Annotated in this window: 21 protein-coding genes; 7 read left to right on the forward strand and 14 right to left on the reverse strand. The window is 44.0% G+C overall.

Going from position 1 to position 20,190, the window contains the following annotated elements; all coding sequences use genetic code 11:
• Window positions 1-87: 87 nt before the first annotated feature.
• A complete protein-coding gene (locus IGK85_RS10590; protein WP_005225615.1) occupies window positions 88-708 on the reverse strand; it encodes a TetR/AcrR family transcriptional regulator in 621 nt (206 codons plus the stop codon).
• A gap of 109 nt (window positions 709-817) precedes the next feature.
• Between IGK85_RS10590 and IGK85_RS10595 the strand changes: the two genes are divergently transcribed.
• On the forward strand, window positions 818-1,420 hold the full coding sequence (locus IGK85_RS10595; protein ID WP_005234954.1) for an ECF transporter S component: 603 nt from the start codon (window positions 818-820) through the stop codon (window positions 1,418-1,420).
• Window positions 1,421-1,552: 132 nt separating this feature from the next.
• Here the strand turns inward: IGK85_RS10595 and IGK85_RS10600 are convergent, their stop codons facing one another.
• The 8 genes from IGK85_RS10600 to IGK85_RS10635 form a co-directional block, all read right to left on the reverse strand.
• Window positions 1,553-1,912: a DUF1304 domain-containing protein gene (locus IGK85_RS10600; RefSeq protein ID WP_005234953.1), complete on the reverse strand. Its 360-nt coding sequence runs from the start codon at window positions 1,910-1,912 to the stop codon at window positions 1,553-1,555.
• Between the two features lie 2 nt (window positions 1,913-1,914).
• The gene (locus IGK85_RS10605; RefSeq protein WP_005234951.1) at window positions 1,915-2,202 is read right to left on the reverse strand and encodes a putative quinol monooxygenase; all 288 of its coding nucleotides are present in this window, start codon (window positions 2,200-2,202) and stop codon (window positions 1,915-1,917) included.
• Window positions 2,203-2,216: 14 nt separating this feature from the next.
• Entirely contained in the window at window positions 2,217-2,852 is a 636-nt protein-coding gene (locus IGK85_RS10610; RefSeq protein ID WP_008378805.1) for a nitroreductase family protein, read from the reverse strand.
• A 14-nt stretch (window positions 2,853-2,866) separates the two neighbouring features.
• Window positions 2,867-3,274, reverse strand: a complete 408-nt coding sequence (locus IGK85_RS10615) for a MarR family winged helix-turn-helix transcriptional regulator (RefSeq protein WP_008378808.1) — start codon at window positions 3,272-3,274, stop codon at window positions 2,867-2,869.
• 209 nt (window positions 3,275-3,483) lie between these two features.
• The gene (locus tag IGK85_RS10620; RefSeq protein ID WP_008378811.1) at window positions 3,484-6,150 is read right to left on the reverse strand and encodes a cation-translocating P-type ATPase; all 2,667 of its coding nucleotides are present in this window, start codon (window positions 6,148-6,150) and stop codon (window positions 3,484-3,486) included.
• Between the two features lie 772 nt (window positions 6,151-6,922).
• Entirely contained in the window at window positions 6,923-7,840 is a 918-nt protein-coding gene (locus tag IGK85_RS10625; protein WP_005234947.1) for a cation diffusion facilitator family transporter, read from the reverse strand.
• A 177-nt stretch (window positions 7,841-8,017) separates the two neighbouring features.
• On the reverse strand, window positions 8,018-9,145 hold the full coding sequence (locus tag IGK85_RS10630; protein ID WP_008378814.1) for an LCP family protein: 1,128 nt from the start codon (window positions 9,143-9,145) through the stop codon (window positions 8,018-8,020).
• 193 nt (window positions 9,146-9,338) lie between these two features.
• On the reverse strand, window positions 9,339-9,803 hold the full coding sequence (locus IGK85_RS10635; protein WP_008378816.1) for a VOC family protein: 465 nt from the start codon (window positions 9,801-9,803) through the stop codon (window positions 9,339-9,341).
• Window positions 9,804-9,880: 77 nt separating this feature from the next.
• On the opposite strand from IGK85_RS10635, the gene IGK85_RS10640 reads away from it, so the two are divergent.
• From IGK85_RS10640 to IGK85_RS10665, 6 genes are all read left to right on the forward strand, one after another.
• On the forward strand, window positions 9,881-10,234 hold the full coding sequence (locus IGK85_RS10640; protein WP_008378818.1) for a helix-turn-helix transcriptional regulator: 354 nt from the start codon (window positions 9,881-9,883) through the stop codon (window positions 10,232-10,234).
• Between the two features lie 5 nt (window positions 10,235-10,239).
• Entirely contained in the window at window positions 10,240-10,812 is a 573-nt protein-coding gene (locus IGK85_RS10645; protein WP_008378820.1) for a WYL domain-containing protein, read from the forward strand.
• A gap of 73 nt (window positions 10,813-10,885) precedes the next feature.
• On the forward strand, window positions 10,886-11,245 hold the full coding sequence (locus tag IGK85_RS10650; protein WP_005234941.1) for a hypothetical protein: 360 nt from the start codon (window positions 10,886-10,888) through the stop codon (window positions 11,243-11,245).
• Window positions 11,246-11,394: 149 nt separating this feature from the next.
• Window positions 11,395-11,934, forward strand: coding sequence for a GNAT family N-acetyltransferase (locus tag IGK85_RS10655; RefSeq protein ID WP_008378822.1), 540 nt, complete (start codon window positions 11,395-11,397; stop codon window positions 11,932-11,934).
• A gap of 15 nt (window positions 11,935-11,949) precedes the next feature.
• A complete protein-coding gene (locus IGK85_RS10660; RefSeq protein ID WP_008378825.1) occupies window positions 11,950-13,680 on the forward strand; it encodes an ABC transporter ATP-binding protein in 1,731 nt (576 codons plus the stop codon).
• Window positions 13,677-15,431 carry an ABC transporter ATP-binding protein gene (locus tag IGK85_RS10665; protein ID WP_008378827.1) on the forward strand — a complete coding sequence of 585 codons (1,755 nt, stop codon included), beginning with the start codon at window positions 13,677-13,679 and terminating at the stop codon, window positions 15,429-15,431. Before IGK85_RS10660 ends, IGK85_RS10665 begins: the two co-directional genes overlap by 4 nt.
• Window positions 15,432-15,500: 69 nt before the next feature.
• Here IGK85_RS10665 and IGK85_RS10670 read toward each other — a convergent pair whose 3' ends face one another.
• The 5 genes from IGK85_RS10670 to IGK85_RS10690 all read right to left on the reverse strand — a co-directional run bounded on the left by IGK85_RS10670 (window position 15,501) and on the right by IGK85_RS10690 (window position 20,156).
• On the reverse strand, window positions 15,501-15,773 hold the full coding sequence (locus IGK85_RS10670; RefSeq protein ID WP_005234932.1) for a GNAT family N-acetyltransferase: 273 nt from the start codon (window positions 15,771-15,773) through the stop codon (window positions 15,501-15,503).
• Entirely contained in the window at window positions 15,761-16,039 is a 279-nt protein-coding gene (locus tag IGK85_RS10675) for a (4Fe-4S)-binding protein (protein ID WP_008378829.1), read from the reverse strand. The genes IGK85_RS10670 and IGK85_RS10675 overlap by 13 nt, the downstream gene beginning before the upstream one ends.
• Window positions 16,040-16,229: 190 nt before the next feature.
• Window positions 16,230-18,422, reverse strand: coding sequence for an alpha-galactosidase (locus IGK85_RS10680; protein ID WP_008378831.1), 2,193 nt, complete (start codon window positions 18,420-18,422; stop codon window positions 16,230-16,232).
• Between the two features lie 40 nt (window positions 18,423-18,462).
• Window positions 18,463-19,284: a carbohydrate ABC transporter permease gene (locus IGK85_RS10685; protein WP_008378833.1), complete on the reverse strand. Its 822-nt coding sequence runs from the start codon at window positions 19,282-19,284 to the stop codon at window positions 18,463-18,465.
• On the reverse strand, window positions 19,281-20,156 hold the full coding sequence (locus IGK85_RS10690) for a carbohydrate ABC transporter permease (RefSeq protein ID WP_005225588.1): 876 nt from the start codon (window positions 20,154-20,156) through the stop codon (window positions 19,281-19,283). The genes IGK85_RS10685 and IGK85_RS10690 overlap by 4 nt, the downstream gene beginning before the upstream one ends.
• Window positions 20,157-20,190 lie beyond the last annotated feature (34 nt).

Raw genomic sequence — 20,190 nt, forward strand, 5'->3', positions numbered from 1 at the left:
AAATATGCTTGATTCACAAAGTTATAAACAGACGAAAAAAGCTCCTTCCTAGTGTTTTCTAGAAAAGAGCGAGTTTTTTTGTCTGTGTTATTCACGATAAGGGAGTAGTTGTCTCATTACGGCGATTTGGTCATCAATGGTCTGTTCTGTGATGTGACCGGTCAGAGCCAAAATCCCTAATCCTTCAATCACGAACATATAGTTTTCTGCAATCACTGCCAAGTTTTCATCTTTTAATACACCTTGCTGAACGCCCACTTGAAAAATCTCATGGATCGTCCGTTTCGTCTCAGCGAGTTGAGCTTGCTGCAGTGAACTGGAGGCTTCGGTTTTATGCGTATAGTAATACTCATAGACGGCTCGCAGCATACCGTCAGAAATGCTGTGGAGTAGACGCTTGCGATGGTCGGAAAAATATTTGTTTAAAATCGTTTCAAAGGGTACTTGCTCCATGATCATCTCTCGTACATCATCAAATTTTCGTTTGGAACGCTGCTCTAACACTGCCAAAAAAATCTCATCCACCGAACGAAAGTACAAATAAATGCCGCCGCGACTAATGCCGCACTCTTCGATAATGTCCTTCATTGTCGCATCAATCAAACCTTTCTTACTAAAGACGACTTTGGCACTTTCAAGAATCAAATCACGCTTTTGTTGTTTTTTCTTTTCAGCTGTAGTCAATTCGCTCTGCTGCTTCTTCGCCATTTTTTTGGCTCCTTTCATCACATTATTAATGACACTCGTGTCATTTTGTTGTATAATCAACCTAACTTAAAAATGACACGAGTGTCATTATAAAAAAGGAGTTTTTACAATGAATACAAAAAGCAAAACCTATCGCCTTGTCATTCGTGCCATTTTGACTGCTATTATTATTTTACAGACGATGGTGCCTTTCCTTGGATTTATTCCGATCGGTATCACTAGTTTGACGATCATCCATATCACGGTAATCGTCGCTGCCATCGTTTTAGGGACAAAAGACGGGATGTTCATTGGCTTAGTCTGGGGCATTTTTACCATGATCCGTGCGTTTACCTCCCCGACAACGCCCTTGGACATTGCCGTTTTCACCAACCCAATCATCTCAGTGGTCCCCCGTGTGTTGGTTGGCTTAGTGGCTGGTCTCTTATTTACGATCATTTACAAAAAGACCAAAAAAGTCGTCGCTGCTTCGATTGTTGCAGCGATCTTTGGGACCATCACAAATACAGTTTTGGTCTTAACCCTAATGGGAACCTTATATACTGGGTTAGTTGCCAATACCTATGGTGTCGATGCTTCGGCTTTATTCGTGACCCTCGGTGGAATTGCTATAACGAATGGAATCTCTGAGGTGATCACAGCTGCGATCTTAACACCCATTCTAGTAAAAGCCTTATTTGCGGCAACCAGTTTACGTCCAGAAAATCGTTAGTCCCTTCTCTTATCCTATCATTTTTTTCACGTTCTGAGTACTCTTTGCCCAAACATTAAAAGCCCCCGATTTAAGAAAGCTTCTATTGTATAGAAAGGCTTTCTTAGATTAGGGGGCTTCTTCTTTTATTGGTTAAAAAAAGGTGGACAGCAAGGCAAGGATCGCTAGACCGCCTTGGGTCAAAATAATTTTCTTGTCGCTAGTCACACTGCCATATGCAGCTACTAAGATAATGTAGATCAGCAACAAGCGACTGATTTCCAATGGCGCTGAAGCAAAGGTAATACTATACAGTAACCCCAAACCGATCAGCCCATTGTAAACCCCTTGGTTTTTGAACAAGGTCACGACGATCGGTCGTTCAAGTTCTGCTTTCGTCACGTTGAAGATCCGCGCTGTTGCTTTGGACGTAGTGGCAAATGTTTCTAAATAGAGAATATAGAAAAATTCTAAGGCAACCAGTACAATCAAAATCGTCGATAAAATCGTCATCTTTATTCTCCTTGTTGAGCGACAATGATCTCGCTCGGTTTGGCTGCGAAGTCAGGCATTTGCTGGAATAATTGTTGCAGCAGCGGGTTTTGATTGTGGACGGTGATCGCTTCTTGATTCGCCCATTTTTCGACCATGACAAACCGATTGTCCTCTTTCAATGATTCATAGAGATGATAGCCGTGGCAGCCATCCTCAGTTCTTGCCGATGCTATTAATGGGGTAACAGCGGCTAAAAAATCTGCCCGCTTTTCTTCTTTGATGTAAAACGTTGCATTGATGATTTCCATCGTTTTCCCTCCTCTTATAGAAATGTCGTAATTTGTTCTGCGTCTAACCGAACGGATTCATAGCCTAATTCTTTGGCTTTTCCGACTGAAAGGATCATGACAGGAACATAACGCTCTTTGTCTAAGCCAAAAGCTTCGGCTAATTGATCTGCTTCAAAGCCGCCGATTGGGTTGGTTTCATAGCCATGCGCCCGCGCAACTAACATAAATTGCATGGCAGCTAAACTAGCGTCGATCTTCACCACATCATTCATTTGTTCTTTTGTAAGATTTTCGTAATGAGGAATGATCGCTGCTAATTGTTGGTCACGTACTTCCGCTGGCATTTTGCCTTCTGCTACTGCTTTGTTATAAATTTCTTCTCCTAGTTCATGACAAAGCATATCGCCAAAAATCAAGACCATTGCAGAAGATGTATCATTTTGTCGGACGTTGAAACGAATCAACGGTTTCAATTTTGCTTTTTGCTCATCGCTTTCCACAACGACAAAGCGCCAAGGCTGCATATTGACTGAGGAAGGTGCTGTCGTTGACTCTTGGATCATGGTCAACATTTCTTCATGGGGGATTTTGTAGGTTTCATCATAGACACGGACCGATTTTCGGCCAAAGGTAATCTCTGAAAAATTGTTATTGCTGTATTCTGTCATGGGTTTGCCTTCTTTCATGGAACTAATTTCATAAGTAATGTTAGAAGCTGTGCTTCTTCTTCTTCGGTCAAATTGATGCCTAACGACTCCTCAGAGCTGGCATGCTTTGAAGCACAACTAGCCAAATCGGCTTGTGCTTTCGGTGTCAAAGAAACAAAAATCTCGCGGTTATTGTCTTTGTTTCGTTCCCGTGTCACAAATTGTTTTTCTTCGAGAATCTTCAAATGCCGAGTGACCGCTGCACTATCGATCTTCAATTCATTCTGTACTTGATTTTGGGTACAGCGTCCTTGCTCATTCAAAAACTGCAGCAACTGATAACGGGTCAGACTAAAGCCAGTCTCTTTTTCAAAGATCGCCGTTAATTCTTGATTCACGATTTTCATCCGATACAGCAATCCGCTTAGCTCACGTAAATTCATTGCATAAACCGCTCCTTTCATCATTGACTTGTCAACTATTGACTAGTCAAGTATAAATCATTTTCTTTTGCTTGTAAAGAGTAAGCAAAAAAGACCCGCAGCTAGGCGAACTTCATCAAGGATCGAATCAAGAATCCTTTGGCGAAGTTGCGCCATTAGGCTGCGGGTCTTCGTTACTCCGGTATTGAGAAAATACTGGAGAATTTATTTTATTTTAATTGGAAGAGTTTCTTCAAGCCCATCACAATCAGTGTAGAGATCGCTGCAGCAGCGAAGATGATCCCCCACGTGCCAGCTTGAATTGGCATCGTGTCTAATAGCTCATTCATAAACGGTACATAGACTGCTGAAAGCTGCAAACCTACGGAAAGGAGCAATGCCCCCATCAACGGTTTGTTTTTCAAGAGAGTTTTGTCTAATCCAAAACCGCTGCTCTTACGAACGTTGAAAATATGCATCAATTGTGCTACTGCCATAAAGGTAAAGGTCGCTGTTTGTGCATAAAGCAACTCGTGATCCGTCAACATCAAGAAATTGAAGAAGCCAAACGCCACCAAACCAATCACAACACCACTTAAAATGATGCGTCCTAAGAAGCGTTTGTTGACGAGGCCATCAGCTTTCGACCGTGGCTGACGTTTCATGATATCGTCTTCTGCTGGTTCAAAGGCTAACGCCATTGCTGGCGCAATATCGATGACTAGATTTAAGAAAAGGATATGCAGCGGTTGGATCGGCATTGGCATCAAGAAGATGACACTTAAAAAGATCGTCACGATCTCAACCATATTACATGAGAATAAGAAAGAAACATATTTTTTGATGTTGTCAAAAATGATGCGTCCTTCTTTGATGGCATCGACGATTGTTCCAAAACGGTCATCCGTTAAAATCATATCGGAAGATTCTTTGGCTACTTCTGTCCCACGAATCCCCATGGCGATCCCGATATCGGCGCCGTTGAGTGCCGGCGCATCGTTAACGCCATCGCCAGTCATAGAAACGATATCGCCTTCTTCACGCAAGGCTTCCACAAGTTGTAATTTATTTTTTGGAGAGACTCGAGCAAAGACAGCGACTTCTTCGATTTTTTCGTTAAAGCCTTCCTGCCCTGCCAATTCATCAATCTCGCGACCTGTCATGGTTTTTTCATGATCTTTTAAGCCAATTTCTTTGGCGATCATTGATGCGGTCTTCGGATGGTCCCCCGTGATCATCTTCACTCGGATCCCCGCTTCTTGGGCGACCTTCACTGCCTCTTTGACATCTGTTCGTGGCGGATCGACGATGCCCGCAAAGCCTTGGATCTTGATTTCCTGTAATGCTGCTTTCAGTTCTGCTTCGTCCGTCCCACCTTGATAATCTTTGATGCAACCGACAGCGATCACCCGCTGCCCATGACTGGCTAACGTGTCATTGTATTCATGAAGTTGTTCTTTTTCTGTGGCATCAGCATCAGCTAAATCAATTAAGACATCTGGTGCCCCTTTGATGATCAATGTCCGTTGCTCTCCTTCATACACGGTCACCATGTATTTGTTGTCGGAATCAAAGGGCATTTCTGCGATTTTCTTCAGCCCGCTGTCCTGCTCTTTTTGCCGATCGATGCCGATCTTTTGACCTAAAACGACAAACGCCCCATCCGTTGGATCACCGAGGATCTCGTATTGCCCTTCGTTTTCACGTAAAGTGGCGGTGGTACATAAAGCGCCATTTGCAACCATCCCTTGCAGCGCATCATGATTGGTTGCGTCGATCTCGGAATTATCATCCGAGTCTGCCTTATAGAATTTTCCGTTGGGTTCATACCCATTTCCTGTCACTTTGAACATTTCCCCAGAACCTAAAATGATCTCAGCAACCGTCATTTGGTTTTCTGTCAGCGTCCCCGTTTTATCACTGGCAATGATACTGGTTGCGCCAAGAGTCTCTACGGCTGATAACGATTTGACGAGTGCTTTGTGCTCGGCCATCGTTCGCATGCCTCGAGACAATGTGATCGTCGAAACGGCTGGCATTGCTTCGGGAATGGCTGCGACCGCTAAAATAATCGAGATATGGATCATTTCGACAAATGGCTGATTCGTCAAAATACCTGCGACCAAAACCGCGATCGCGGCAAAAAGCGCTGCAATAATGATTGCTTTTCCAAGCTTGTCCAATTCGATATCTAACGGCGTTTGACGCTTTTTGTCCCCCGTCAGCATATCACTGATTTTTCCAACCTCGGTCTTCATGCCGGTTTCTGTCACTACTGCATAGGCATTTCCCCGAGTTGCCGCAGTTCCTGCGAAAACGACATTGCGGCGATCGCCTAATGGAACATCTTCTTCATAAGTTTCTCGTGCATCTTTTTCAACAGCTTCTGACTCACCGGTCAGCGCTGATTCGATGCAGGCAAAGTTGCTCGTTTCAAGTAAGCGGGCATCTGCGGCAATAGCATCCCCTTCTTCCAAAACGAGAATATCGCCTGGAACGATCTTTGCCGACTCGATCTCCATTACTTCTCCATCACGAATCACTTTTGCGGTAGTGTAAATCATGCTTTGAAGTGAATCAATTGATTTTTGTGCTCGTAATTCTGTAATGAAACCGGTCATTACAGCAATCACCACGGCAATCAATACTGCAATTCCTTCAACCGTTTCCCCCATCGCAAAAGAGAGTAACGCAGCTGCTAGCAAGAGATAAACAATCAAGTTGTTCAAGTTATGCCACAGCAATTCCCATACAGAAAGGGATTCTTGTTGCTGGATCGTGTTTTCTCCGTATTTTTCTAAGCGTTTGTCGGCTTCTTTCCCGCTTAGGCCTTGCTTGCGGTCACTTTCAAAATGTTTCAAGGTCTCTTCAGTCTTTTGCTGGTAAAATTTTTCCATCAAATTCCTCCTTTTAATTGTAAACTTCTTGCCGAGGGTTTCCACGTTTCTGAAGGGATAAAGCGATACAGATACCTTGCACAGTCATTTTTTGATTTTGAATCGGTTCAGGCAATTGCTGATTGAAGGGAATATAACCAATAAGAAAAGCAAGCGCAGATTAACTGGCTGAGGGAAAAGGTATGTGTGATGAGCATCGATCATTTTGCGAACAGTGAAGTAACTTTTTTTTGTAGTCGCAAGTGATCTTTCTATGTACGTACTTTGTGAAAAAACCATTCGGCATATTTCTAACCTATCATGGATGAAGATGTTCGCAAAGGATTTTGCTTCACAAGTAAAGTAAAAAAACAGTCGTGACAAAATTTGCACCTCAGCTTTTGGTGTCGATTGGGCAGCATGTCAGTAATGGCAAACAGGCACTCGTTTCGGCGTTTTCTTAATAACCTGAGCTTTCGCTATGTTGTGATTTACAATGTTACAACTCTAGCAAAAAAATAACTTTAAAAAGAGAACACTCGCTGTCCTTACTTTATTTTAACAAAAAAACACAAACTTTTGAACAAAAAAAACTGTTTACTGCTAGAAAAATAGATAAATCACTGGATCTTTCCGCTTACAGTCTAATTCCTGATCGTCAGAAAAGCCTAAAGTTAAAACAAGCCATTGATCCTTTGTGTTCATTCAACACGAGCTCACCACTACCCAAAACAAGCATTCATCGGTTGATTGATGAATCATCAGCCGATGAATGCTTCGTATTTATTCTACTTTAAGAGGTAATTTCCTCATTCTCGATATAGCAATAGACCCTCAGTTCAGGCAAAGCCTGCTTTATTTGCTGCTCAATGGTATCAATAAACGTGCTTGGTTCTTCATCCGGCGCTAGTTTCAAGCTAAGGTCGGCGACGATCAAAAGTTCCTCTGGGCTTAGATGGAGGGTTCGTAAATCTTTGATTTGAATGATTGCAGGGTCGGCTAAAATTTGTTTGATCGCCATTAAATCCGATGCGGATGCCCCTTCGCCAATCAAAAGGCTATAAAATTCTTTGGCTAAAAAGACAGCAGCAGCAATCAACAACAATCCACCTAAAATGCCCCCGAGGGAATCAAATACCGGATTGCCTGTCAAAGCAGTCAATGAGATTCCTACGATGGCGATCGTCACACTGCCTAAGGCAAACAAATTTTCCGTGAAGCCTAAAAGCAGATCGGAATCGCGGCTTTCTTTTAAGAAACGGACGAGGGGCTGGTTTTGCTTGTTTTGTTCTTTGACTTCTTGCCATCCCTCTTGTACAGCCGTCACTTCAATGAACAAACTGACAAATAAGATCGCTGCCACCAGCTGGAGCTGTTCCACTTCGTGGGTTGGGTCTAGTAGATCACGGCTGGCTTCAACAACCGCTAAAATCCCACCGCCTAAAAAAACTGTCATGGCAACTACGGTACTAAAAAAATAGGTCGCTCGTCCTTCACCAAACTGATGCAGTTCACTGCGTCCTCGCTGTGCTCGGTTTTCACCGATGGCTAGAAGTCCTTGATTGATGCAATCGATCAGACTATGGATACTTTCGTTCATCAAGACAGCACTGCCGCTAAAGAAGTAGCCGATGGCTTTCATGATCAACCCTAAGACGTGGGTCAGCAAAACGATTCTACGGGCTTTTTGTTCTTGCTGTTTTTCCATCATGGTTCCTCCCCCAGTGTATGACTTGCTGCAACAAGTTGTTTCTTTTCTTAAGAATAGCACTGCACTTCTGAGATGCAAACGAAAGCGGCTTGAGAGACTGAACTTGTTTTCAATCGATTTTTAAAGGTCTGAGGGTATAAAAAAAAGTCAGGAATGTTCCTGACTTTTTTCTCTTGATTAGTAGCCGGTTCCGTCATCAACGACATCCGAGCCGTATCCGTCACCAGTTCCTGCACCTGTCTCGTTTCCAACACCGGTTTGTGTTTCTGTATTGGCATCTGCTTGCGAATCTGCTGGTGCTTGACCTAAGGCTTTCAGCATATCATTACGGATTTCATTGTAAGAATAGTCTTGAATATATACGATCGATTGTCCATCATAAGATTCCCCATCGTACCATTCAAAGGTATGTTTTTGAATATCGAACCCAGACAACATATTGCCCGCTAAAGATACTAAGTCTTCAAACTTAAAGTTTGTATTCACATCTTCGCTGACAGAATCTAAAATTTCTTGGTACTTGGTGACATTATTGATTTTCAAAGCTTGGTGGATCGCTGCTTCAATAACTTCTTGCTGACGGTTTCCTCGATCCACATCAGTATCCATTTTCCGGATACGGGCAAAAATCAAGGCTTGTTCACCGTTCAACAATTGACGTCCTTCTGGAATCAACGTTTCTCCCGTGTTGTCTGAAGTATATTTCTTGTTGATGTCGTAAGGCACATCAACAGTGATTCCGCCAATCGCATCGATTATTTTTTCAAAACTTGTAAAATTGATGTTTACGTAATAGTCAATTGGCAATTGCAGGTAGTTTTGGACTGTTTCAATCGTTGCGTCTTCCTCACCAATCGTGAATGCACTATTGATCTTGGCTGTAGTAGCAATTGTCCCAGTTCCTGTTCCATCATAAATATTGGTCCAAATATCTCTAGGGAGACTAACCATATCGATTTTCTTGTTTTCGCCATCATATACCATGTAAATCAAACTGTCGGTACGGGCACTGTCCAAATGTTCTGTCTTTTCACGTTCCGCGTCATTATCGACACCCATCAGCAAGATCCCAAACTTTGAATTCACATCAGAAGCTTTCAATGAGTTGTCTTCTTTACTTTTATTGGAACTGATTACAGCGGATTCTTTAAACATTTTATCCACTGAATTTTTTGCTGCATAATACGTATAGCCGGCAAATAAAACGATGCCTGCAATGGCGAAAAGAAAGATTCCTCCAATAATCACGCGTTTGTTGCGCGCTTTGTGGGCTCTTTGCTGTTTATATCTCGTCTTTCTATCCATAGTGCCTCCTTCATTTCTCCTGAATTGCTCTCCCCGATTGTACCAGAATTTTTGCGATCCGCCTATTTTTTTAAGAAGTTTTATTCTTTTTCTGTGAAGTCCTTTAAACATTCCTTAAAAATAATTCTGAAGATGAAAGAAAGCTGGATAATTAGTCAACTTCTATGGATATTTTATTAAAAAACGATTTTTTTCATTCACCCTTTTTTGATGGATCAACTTCTTTTTCGACAGTAAGCTGAATAATTACACCAAAAGGGTCACGAACACTTGCATAAAAAAACGCAAACGGATTTTCACTAGGTGCCTGGATCACCTGACTGCCCTTTTCCACTAGTCGTTGATAAAGCTTTTGAGCTGTTTTGGTGTCGTCTATCGTCAAACTCAAGGATAAGTGATTCCCTGCTTGAATGGGCTCCCCTTCGATCAATGGATTGTCAGCCAGCTGCAACTGGAAATCTCCGATTTGTAGGATGGAATGAGAAAGATACTGTTCTTGACCTGTACGAATCTCCAGCGTTGGATCAAGTTTTTCTTGATATTCTTGGTTGGTGATGGCGAATAAGAGGGTCGCATCTAATGTTTCCTGATAAAAGTGGATGGCTTCTTGGGCTTTGCCGTCTAAGGTTAAAAATAAAGCGATTTTTGGTTCGATCATTTGTTGGTTCCTCCTTTTCTTGTTACCATAAGTGTAACTGTGAATATTGCCAAAACTTGGCACCATTGGAGAAAGAAATGAAAAAATCAGAACGTTTAACTCAGGAGCTATTGTATTTACAAGGAAAAACCACTTTTCATCTAGCTGATTTGATGGAAACCTTTGCGATTTCAAAACGCACAGCCGTCCGCGATGTCCAATCGTTGGAAGAGCTGGGCTTGCCTCTCGTGGTAGAAGCCGGTCGTTATGGCGGCTATCAGATCTTAAAAAATCAACTGACCCCCTTGTACTTTGACAAAAATGAACGTTATACCCTTTTCTTTGCTTTACAGCTCTTACAAAAACTGTCCGATTCTCCTTTTGATCGGAGCTATCAAGGGCTGCGGCGAAAACTTTTGCATCTTTTTATCAAGGAGATACCGACTGGTTAGAAAAAATGGAGACGGCGGTTTCGTTTCAAGGGGTGCCTCAATTGACGAGTGCACCGATCCTCTCAGCGCTTTTTTCAGCAATCGTACAAGAACAGGTCATCCAATTTACCTATCAGCGTTATCAAAAAACGAACAAGACCGTACAACCCTATCAGCTGGATTTTCGTGCTGGTTACTGGTATTGTTTGGCCTTTGATTGTCAAAAGCAGGTCTTTCGCCGCTATCGCTGTGATGCAATGCAGGGACTTGCTCCGACTGAAAAAACAGGCTATACCTTGCAGCAGTTAGCTGAAAAACAGCTGCAGCAACAAGTGTTGACACAAACACTGGGCTATCACATCCGCTTTGATCTATCGGCAAAGGAACGCTTGTGGCAAGAAAAATATCCTGATATGGCAGTGGTGGAACGTCCTAGTGAGCTTTGCTTAGAAGGACACATTGCCGACAATGAGCTTGATTTTCTAGCTGACTTTCTCTTGCAATTTGGGCCAACCATCAAAGAAATCGAACCGTTAGCCCTCAAACAGGCGTATACTGAAAAAGCTCGGCGGATGCTGCAGCCATTTACAACTGACTAAGCGTCTTCACGCTGTTCGATGATGGTTGACACTCTGCCTAAAACGATTCTTACTTATAAGGAGTTTTCTACCCATGTTTCTTTTAAATAAAAAAACCTTCCAAGCGTTGGCAGCCCCCTATTTGACGGAAGGAGCTGTGATCGGCTATGCAAAATGGCAGTCCTTCAATGCCATCACCAGCCGTACCCTGCTCGTCTTAGATGATCAGCAATTGACGATTTTGGCATTGAATCTTTTCTCGACAAAAGTCCTGCAGCACAAAAGCGTGCCGCTTGCTGAGCTAAAAAAACAGCACAAAGATCCTGTTGTAGGGATGCTCGTCCCGATTCGCTTTACTTATAAAGGGGAAACCTACCGTTTTCAAATGCAGCGAGTGATTTTGCCCTTGGGCGATTGGCAAAAAACCTTTCTTGCCCGCTGGCAGGCGTGGTAAATAGGCAGCAACTGGCAAGTTCTAATTGTAAAAGAAAGAATTTTCATGAAATTTACACTCTTTTACAAGAAAGTTGTTGTATTTTTCTGATAATGTTTTCGGCTATTTCGTTCTATGGTAAGATGTCCCTAAAGAAATGGAGGCTGTCTATGGTATGTATGGAAAGTGAACGGTTAACGATCCGTCCGTTTCAAGAAAGTGATTTTGCCGATACCTTTGCTATTTATCAGCAAGCGGAAGTTTGCCGTTTCTTACTTCATGAGCCTTGGCAGACAGAAACGGCAGCGGCGTCTTTTGCCAAAAAATGTCAACAGCACATCTTGACGGACCAAGCAGGTCTTTCTTTGGCGGTACTACACGATCAAACGGTCATCGGCGATTTGTCGGTGTGGTCTACTGGTCAGCCGTCTTCCGTTGAAATCGGCTATGCCTTCCATCCGTCATTTGGCGGACAAGGGTTTGCTCAAGAAGCCTTGAAAGAGTTGATGGACTGGTTGTTTGCCAGTCAGAAGATCCATCGGGTCCAAGCGACGCTAGATGCCCGCAATCAGGCCTCAGCCAAGCTTTGCCAACGGATTGGATTGCGCCAAGAAGCACATTTTATCCAAGACTGGTGGAACAAGGGGGAATGGACCGATAGTTTGGTTTTTGCCTGTTTAGCCAGTGAATATCCTGCTCATCCGAAATAATTTAGGAGGTTTTTTATGATAAGCTTGTTACGCTACGCCAAGGATTATCGCAAACAGATTATTCTTGGTCCGTTTTTCAAATTTTTAGAAGCGGTGTTTGAATTGGTTCTGCCTTTGCAGATGGCCGCTTTAGTCGATGAGGGCCTACGGCAAAACAATTGGTCGAAGGTCGTTGAAATGACGATCTGGATGATCGTGATGTCCGTGGTGGGGATGATCTGTGCCGTCATCTGTCAGTATTATGCTTCCGTCGCTTCTCAAGGATTCGGGACAGAATTACGCAATCGCTTGATGAAAAAAATCAACACCCTTTCCCATAGCGAACTGAACTTATTCGGTACTGATACGTTGATTACTCGAATGACCAATGACATCAATCAGATGCAGATTGCTTTGGCGATGCTGATTCGGCTGGTGGTCCGGGCACCCTTCTTAAGTATCGGTTCCGTGATTATGGCCTTTGTCATTGATTGGCAAGCTGGCTTGATTTTCCTACTCGTTTTACCGCTCTTTTGTATCGTCTTATTCTGGATCATCGCCAAAACCGTGCCATTGTATAAGAAAGTTCAAGTCCATTTAGATGAGTTGAATGAGCTAGTTAGTCAAAATTTAAGCGGGATTCGGGTGATTCGTGCCTTTGCCCGCACAAAAACGGAAACGAAACGCTTTGATAAGGCAACTGATGATTTAAGTGAGGTCTATTTACGGGTGACAAATCTGTCTGCTTTATTGACGCCTGCCACCACCTTGATCATGAATGTCGGCATTATCGCGTTGTTTTATATCGGTGGATTCAAAGTCAATATAGGCAATTTGCAGCAAGGACAAGTGCTGGCACTGGTCAATTACATGAATCAAATGCTCTTAGCATTGATCGTGGTTTCCAACTTAGTGATCATCTTTACCCGTGCGGCAGCATCAGGTTCACGGATCAACGAAGTTTTAACCACTGAGCCATCGATCGGCGACGAGCTTTCAGAAGTCTTTATGGATCAGCCGAAAAACAACGTCGGAGCGATTCGCTTTGAACATGTTGATTTCCGCTTTTCAAAAGAATACGGATTAGCTTTGAAAAACATTGATTTCCAAGTCGCGCCAGGGTCTATTTTAGGTATCACTGGACCAACCGGTAGTGGGAAATCTGCCTTGACCCAATTGATTCCCCGCTTCTACGATGTAGCAGATGGCAAAGTGATCGTTGACGGTCACGATGTGCGGAAATGGCCTTTACAGCAATTACGCCAAAAAATCGCTATGGTGCCTCAAACCGCCGTGCTGTTTACGGGGACGATTCGGGAAAACTTGCAATGGGGCAAAAAAGAGGCCACCGATGAAGAATGCTGGCGCGCTTTAGAGATCGCTCAAAGCCGTGACTTCGTTGAAGCCTTGCAGCAGCAACTGGATACCCCGATTTTTGAAGGTGGCAAGAACTTTTCTGGGGGACAAAAACAACGGTTAACGATCGCCAGAGCGTTGATTGCTAAACCAGATATCTTGATTTTGGATGATTCTCTGAGCGCCCTTGACTATCAAACCGATCTTGATTTGCGGATGGCTTTAAAAGAAAGCATTCCTGGCACGGTCATCATTATCTCTCAACGGGTTCGCTCCATTCAAGATGCGCAGCAGATCTTAGTCTTAGACCAAGGGAATTTGGTAGGCAAAGGGACCCATGAAGAGCTGTTGGCATCTTCAAAAGAATACCAAGAAATCGTCGCATCACAGGCAGAGGAGGAAGAAGCATGAAAAAGAAATCATTCGATTGGTCGGCCTTTCGTCGCTACCTCCCTTATTTGACTGCCTACGCGAAGGAAACTTGGGCAGCAGTTGTCCTCGGGATCGCTGCTGGCGTCTCCTCGGTTTATATGACGTATCAGATTGGTCAAGCCGTCGATCAGCTGATAGGTGCTGATCAAGTGCAATTCAGCGCTCTCTATCGTATTTTGCTTCTGTTTGCCGGAGTGGTTTTAGTGACTGTGGTCAGTCAATGGTTGATCCAGCGACTGGGTAACCGCGTGGCGTATTTATCTGTCGCCGATTTGCGCAAAAAAGGTTTTGCGCATCTCAATACATTGCCTTTGCGCTATTATGACCAAAACTCCCACGGCAACATCGTCAGTCGTTTTACCAATGACATGGATAATATTTCCATTGCCGTCGCTGCAGTCTTCAACCAGCTGTTTTCTGGTATTTCGGTCGTCTTGATCGCCTTAGTCGTCATGCTGCAAATGAGTGTGCCCTTAACGTTGGTCGTATTGGTTTCGACCCCGATCATCTTTTTGGTCAACTGGATCGTGGCACGAACGTCACAATCGCATTTTGCTCGGCAACAAGAAATCGTTGGCGAAATTTCTGGCTTTGTTACGGAAATGATCGGCAATCAAAAAATCGTCAAAGCCTTTGATCGAGAAACCATCAACCAAAACCGTTTTGAAACGATCAACCAAGAATTGAATGTCCGGGGGCAAAAGGCACAGTTTTCTTCTTCTTTGACCAATCCCCTTTCACGATTCGTCGATCATTTGGCGTATCTGTCAGTCGGCTTTGTCGGCGGTCTGCTTTACTTTTCTGGTTCAGGTGCTGTCACGGTTGGGATGATTTCCAGCTTTACGATCTACTCCAGTCAGTTTTCGAAACCATTCATTGAATTGTCAGGAATTACGACCCAGATCCAAACGGCATTGGCTGGACTTTCAAGAACCTTTGAGCTGTTGGATCAAGAGCCAGAAACAGCCGATGACCAAGAATCTCAATCACTGGGAGAGATCAAAGGCGAGATTGCCTTTGAGGAGGTGTCTTTTGCTTATGATCCTGGTCAAAAATTGATCGAAGATTTCACTTTTACTGCAAAACCTGGAGAAACCGTCGCAATCGTCGGAAAAACCGGTGCCGGTAAATCGACGTTGGTCAATTTGTTGATGCGTTTCTATGATGTCGATAAAGGCGCGATCAAGATCGATGGCACCGATATTCGTCAGTTGAAACGAGAAGAATTACGGCAAAGCTTCGGAATGGTCTTGCAAGATACATGGCTCTTTGATGCCTCTTTACGAGAAAACTTGCAATACGGAAATGACACTGCCACAGATGAAGAAATCTATGATGCCCTAAAGCATGCCTATATGTATGAATATGTGATGCGCTTACCAGAAACACTAGATACACCGATCGGTCATCAAGGCATCAAGATCTCTGACGGACAACGACAGCTATTGACGATTGCCCGCACGATGATCAGTAACCCACCAATGCTGATTTTGGATGAAGCAACCAGTTCGGTTGATACTCTGACTGAGAAAAAAATCCAAGATGCCTTTTTGAAAATGATGGAAGGCAAAACCAGCTTTGTGATCGCCCATCGGTTATCAACGATTCGAGCAGCAGACAAGATCCTTGTAATGGATGCCGGTCAAATCGTGGAGCAAGGAACCCATGAAGAATTACTGGCAGAACAAGGCTATTACTATCGCCTGTACCATGCTCAATTCCAACATTGATCAGTCATACAACAACCCCCACCACCTCAAAGAGAGACTCTTGAGTTGGCGGGGGTTGTTTTGGTTGATTTATTGGTTCCAAACATCGGCATATTCTGGTTTGCGTTCAAATTCTTTTTTGGCAAAGGGACACAAAGGAATGATTTTCTTTTGTTCTTTGCGGGCTTTTTCCACCCCTTTTGCCACTAATTTTTCGGCGAGTCCTTGTCCCCGATAAGCAGGATCGACAAAGGTATGATCAATGATCATACGCGTTTCACCGGCTTTTGACCACGTCATTTCACCAATTTCTTTGTCACCGTCTTTTAACACAAATCGAGCATTTTCTTCTAAGATTTCCATGATTGTTCCTCCTTTAACACATACTTTAATGCACCGCTTGGACAGGTATGGATCACTTGTGCCGCTTGGGCTGCTTCCCCATTATCAGGAATCACCCAGGGACGCCGTCCAACTTCAAAAATGGCGGGATTGCCCCGCACACAATTACCGCTGTGGGTGCAGATCTCTTTGTTGTAATAAATATCGATCGCTTCACCACGATACTTCCGATATCCTGCAGCAATCAACCCTTCTTCTGTTTCATTCGCTAGTGGCTGTTCGTCCATGTTGAACACCCTCCTCTTACTGATTGTCAGAAGCAAACTGCCTGCCTCCTCCTTCATCATACGACTTCTCGAGAAAAAAATAAATCATTTGTTCTAAAATAGCCTCTCAGTTGCCGATCATTAGCCAAAAGCTTGCGGCAGCACAATAAAGCGTTCCGTCAAAACAGCATGTTTTGACGGAACGCTTTTTTCATTCGTGGGGCACTTTTGCAACAAAATGAAACCGCTGCGTGGCGTAATCCCCTGCTAAATGAGGATCGATATATAACCCGAGTTGCATCAATTCATCGCCACCGAAGTTCTCTCCCCCACTTTGATAGGTGAGGTCAGGATCAAGACCAGCCAGCTTTAAAGTAACCAATGGTGCAGAGGCTTCGGCTAAGACTCGGAAGTAAAAGACGATCGCTTCTTTTTTATCTGGAGAAACATACAGCCAGGCGGCGTCATTGCCTTCATAAGGGCTGAGCAGTCGAACAAAGCGGCCCAACTGCAGCAGGCGCCGATGTTTTTTATAAAAAGTGATTTGTTCTTTGATTTGCGCTTTTTCTTCTTCTGTCAGCTGTGTTAAGTCAAGCTCATAGCCCAGCAAGCCAGACATCGCAGCATTGCCGCGAATCGCTAGATCCGTTGCCCGTTGGGTCTGATGGTTCGGGATCGCTGAGACATGTGCCCCCATGGTGGATGGCGGATAGGCCAGACTGGTTCCGTACTGGATCTTCAAGCGGGCGATGGCGTCGGTGTTGTCACTGGTCCAAATCTGCGGCATATAATACAAGAAACCGGCATCAAAGCGCCCGCCACCGCCAGAACAGCCTTCAAACAGGATCGTCGGATAGGCAGTGGTCAGTTTCTCTAGGAACTCATACAAGCCCAGCAGATAGCGATGCGCGACCTCCCCTTGCTGGGCAGGATCGAGGAGCAAGGAATAGACATCCGACAGACTGCGGTTCATGTCCCATTTGATATAGTCGATGGCAACCGTATCAAACAGTTGGGTTAACTGCTGATAGAGATGGTCTCTGACATCTTGTCGAGAAAAGTCCAACACATACTGACTGCGGCTAAGCGCTGGCTTGCGATTTGGTACTTGTAACAGCCAATCGGGGTGTTGTCGGTTCAGTTCACTGTCACCCGAAACCATTTCTGGTTCCAGCCAAAGCCCGAATTGCAGCCCTTTGTCATGGACTTTTTGGGCAAATCCTGCCAAGCCAGAAGCTAGCTTGCCTTCGTTTTCAAACCAATCGCCTAATGAGGTTTGGTCATCTTCTCGCTGACCAAACCAGCCGTCATCCAAAACAAACAGTTCAATTCCCAGCTCCTTCGCTTCATCAACGAGGGCATCCAGTTTTTCTTCATTGAAATCAAAGTACGTTGCTTCCCAGTTATTGATCAGGATCGGCCGTTCTTGCTTTTTGTATTTGCCCCGAATCAAATGCTCATCATAAAAGTCATGATAGGTGGCTGACAGCTGGTTCAAGCCAGCCTCACTATAAGCAATCACGGCTTCTGGGGCTTGAAAGCTTTCAGTTGGCGGCAATTGCCAGGCAAATTGATGGCTGTTGATCCCCATGATCACACGAGTCTGATGGTAAGGATCTTTTTCGATGATAATTTCATGGTTGCCACTATACAGCAAACTAAAACCAAAACACTCCCCAGCAAACTCCGTAGCATTAGGTTCCAGTATGACGGCAAAGGGATTTTGCTGATGGCTACTGGAACCACGCTTGCTGTCCAAACGCTTGATGCCGCGATTGATTGGTTCTCGGGTGACTTGGCGTTCTTTCGCCCATGCCCCCGGCAAGTGGATCAAATCAAAGGGACGGTTAGGAAAATCGAGCGCTTGACTCGCCAGCTGCTCGATCGTAACAGGTTGGATTCCGTGGTTGATTATTTTACTTGAGCGGACGATCACTGCCGCATCCTCGAAAATCGTGTAAAACAGCTGCAGTTCGAGTCCCGCCACATCATCTTTTAAGGACAGAATCAGTGTTTCGATCCCGTCGTCGGCACCATGTGTCTGAGGCAATCCTGCTAGGGCGGGTTTGCCTTGTTGAATCTGGTAATCACTAAAGACAAAATGGCTGACTCGGCTACCGTTAGACTGGCGAATCCTATAAGCTGCTTCTCGAAAATCTCCGAAGCCGTTGCCAGGAAATTCCATCATCAAGGTGTCTAATGAGAAAAGCCGGTCGCTGCTGTCTGGGGGATTGGGCGAAAAGGACCGATCAAGACGTGGATAACGACAGCCGCCAGAATAATGAGCGATTTTTTTTCCAAAATAAAGGTGTGCCACATTGCCCCCTTCTTCTATTTGTATGAGATAGCTGATTTGATCGTTGCTTAAATGAAAGACGTTTAATTGTTTGTCAAAAAGAATCATATCGTACCCTCTACTTTATAATTGTTCGCTGATGCCCCGCTTATTTCACGGATCCCAGCATACCTTGGACAAATTGTTTTTGTAAAACGAAGAAAATGATGGCCGTTGGCAGTGTGGCGATCACAATGCCGCACATCATCATGCCATAATCAGGTGTATAAGAAGCACCCATAGCCGAAAGAACCAGTGGAACGGTCCGTTTGTCTGGTGATTGCAAGGCAACTAATGGCCACAAATAATTGTTCCAGCTGCCCATAAACGTAATGATCGCGGCAGCTGCATAAGTATTTTTAGCCGTCGGCATGTAGACTCTAAAGAAAATACTCAGTTCATTCAAGCCATCGATCCGAGCAGCTTCGACTAATTCTCTAGGGAATGCCTTGATGTTTTGGCGGAAAAAGAAAATCAAAAAGGCGGTACAGACCGAGGGCAAAATCACGACAGCGAAGGTATTGATCCCGATTGGTGTGCCGCTAAGCTTGCTGAACATCCGATATAACGGGATCATTAGAGCGGCAAAAGGTACCATCATCGACAGCAATAGAATATTAAAGATACGGTCTTTGGTTTTCGTCCGATAGATCTCAAAGCCATACCCTGCCATGGAGGAGAACAACAGTGCAAAGAAGGTCGTAATCACGGCAATCACCGCTGAGTTTCCTAATGCCCGAGTAAAATTCAAATCGGAAGAAAAAAGATTTTGGAAGTTGATGACCAACTGATCCCCAATCATGATTTTCCCGGCAACGATATCAAAGGTTTGATTGGTCATCCCTAGGATCATCCAAACAAATGGAAAAATAGAGATGAAAGCCAAAATCGCAAGAAAGACGTATTTTAAAGTGAGTGAGATTGTTTTCAATTTTCTTTTCCTCCTATTTTCGTTTGGATGATCGATAAAATCACGATTGCAATCACGATAACAAAGGAGACCGCAGCGGCATACCCAAAGTTTGGCGTGAATTTGTAACTTAAATTGTAGATGTATTGTGACAAGGTCGTCGTAGCATTGGCTGGTCCACCGCCAGTAATATTTTGAACTTCATCGAATAATTGCAGCGTACCGATCGTTGAAGTGATCGTGGTAAATAGGATGATTGGACGCAAGTTGGGAATCGTGATTTTGAAGAATTGATCCCATTTTGAAGCGCCATCGATCTCTGCCGCTTCATAAATACTTGGATCGATATTCTGCATGCCAGAGATGAAAAAGATCATATTGTAGCCGGTCCAACGCCACGTGATGGCAAAAATAATCAGTACTTTTGCCCAAAAAGGATCTGTCAACCATTGGATCGGCGCATCGATCAGATGTAGCTGCGTCAAAAAGTTATTGACTAACCCGTTTGCCGAAAAGAGACTTTTCATGATCAAGGAATAAGAAACCAAGGATGTGATACATGGTAAAAACAAGGCGGTGCGGAACAGCCCTTTAAATTTCAATTTTTTGTCATTCAATATGTTCGATACGATCAGCGCCAAAAAGAGCATGATCGGAACTTGGACTAATAAGTATAAAAACGTATTGCCAAAGGCTTTTTTAAAGGTTGAGTCGCTCAACATCCGCTGATAGTTGCCAAGACCGTTAAAGGTCATCGCTGTCGGTGGTCCTGATTGGAATGACGTGAACAATGCCGAGACCATCGGGATAAAGACCAGCATCGTGATCAAAATGACGGGTAAGGTAATAAAGGCATTGCCGTTTGCAAACCAATTTTTTGTTTTGTTTTTCATTGTAATTCCCCCTTAACACAGAAACTCGCGATCG

The organism is Enterococcus sp. AZ015 (assembly GCF_050499225.1).
GTDB classification, from domain to species: Bacteria; Bacillota; Bacilli; order Lactobacillales; family Enterococcaceae; genus Enterococcus_D; species Enterococcus_D entomosocium.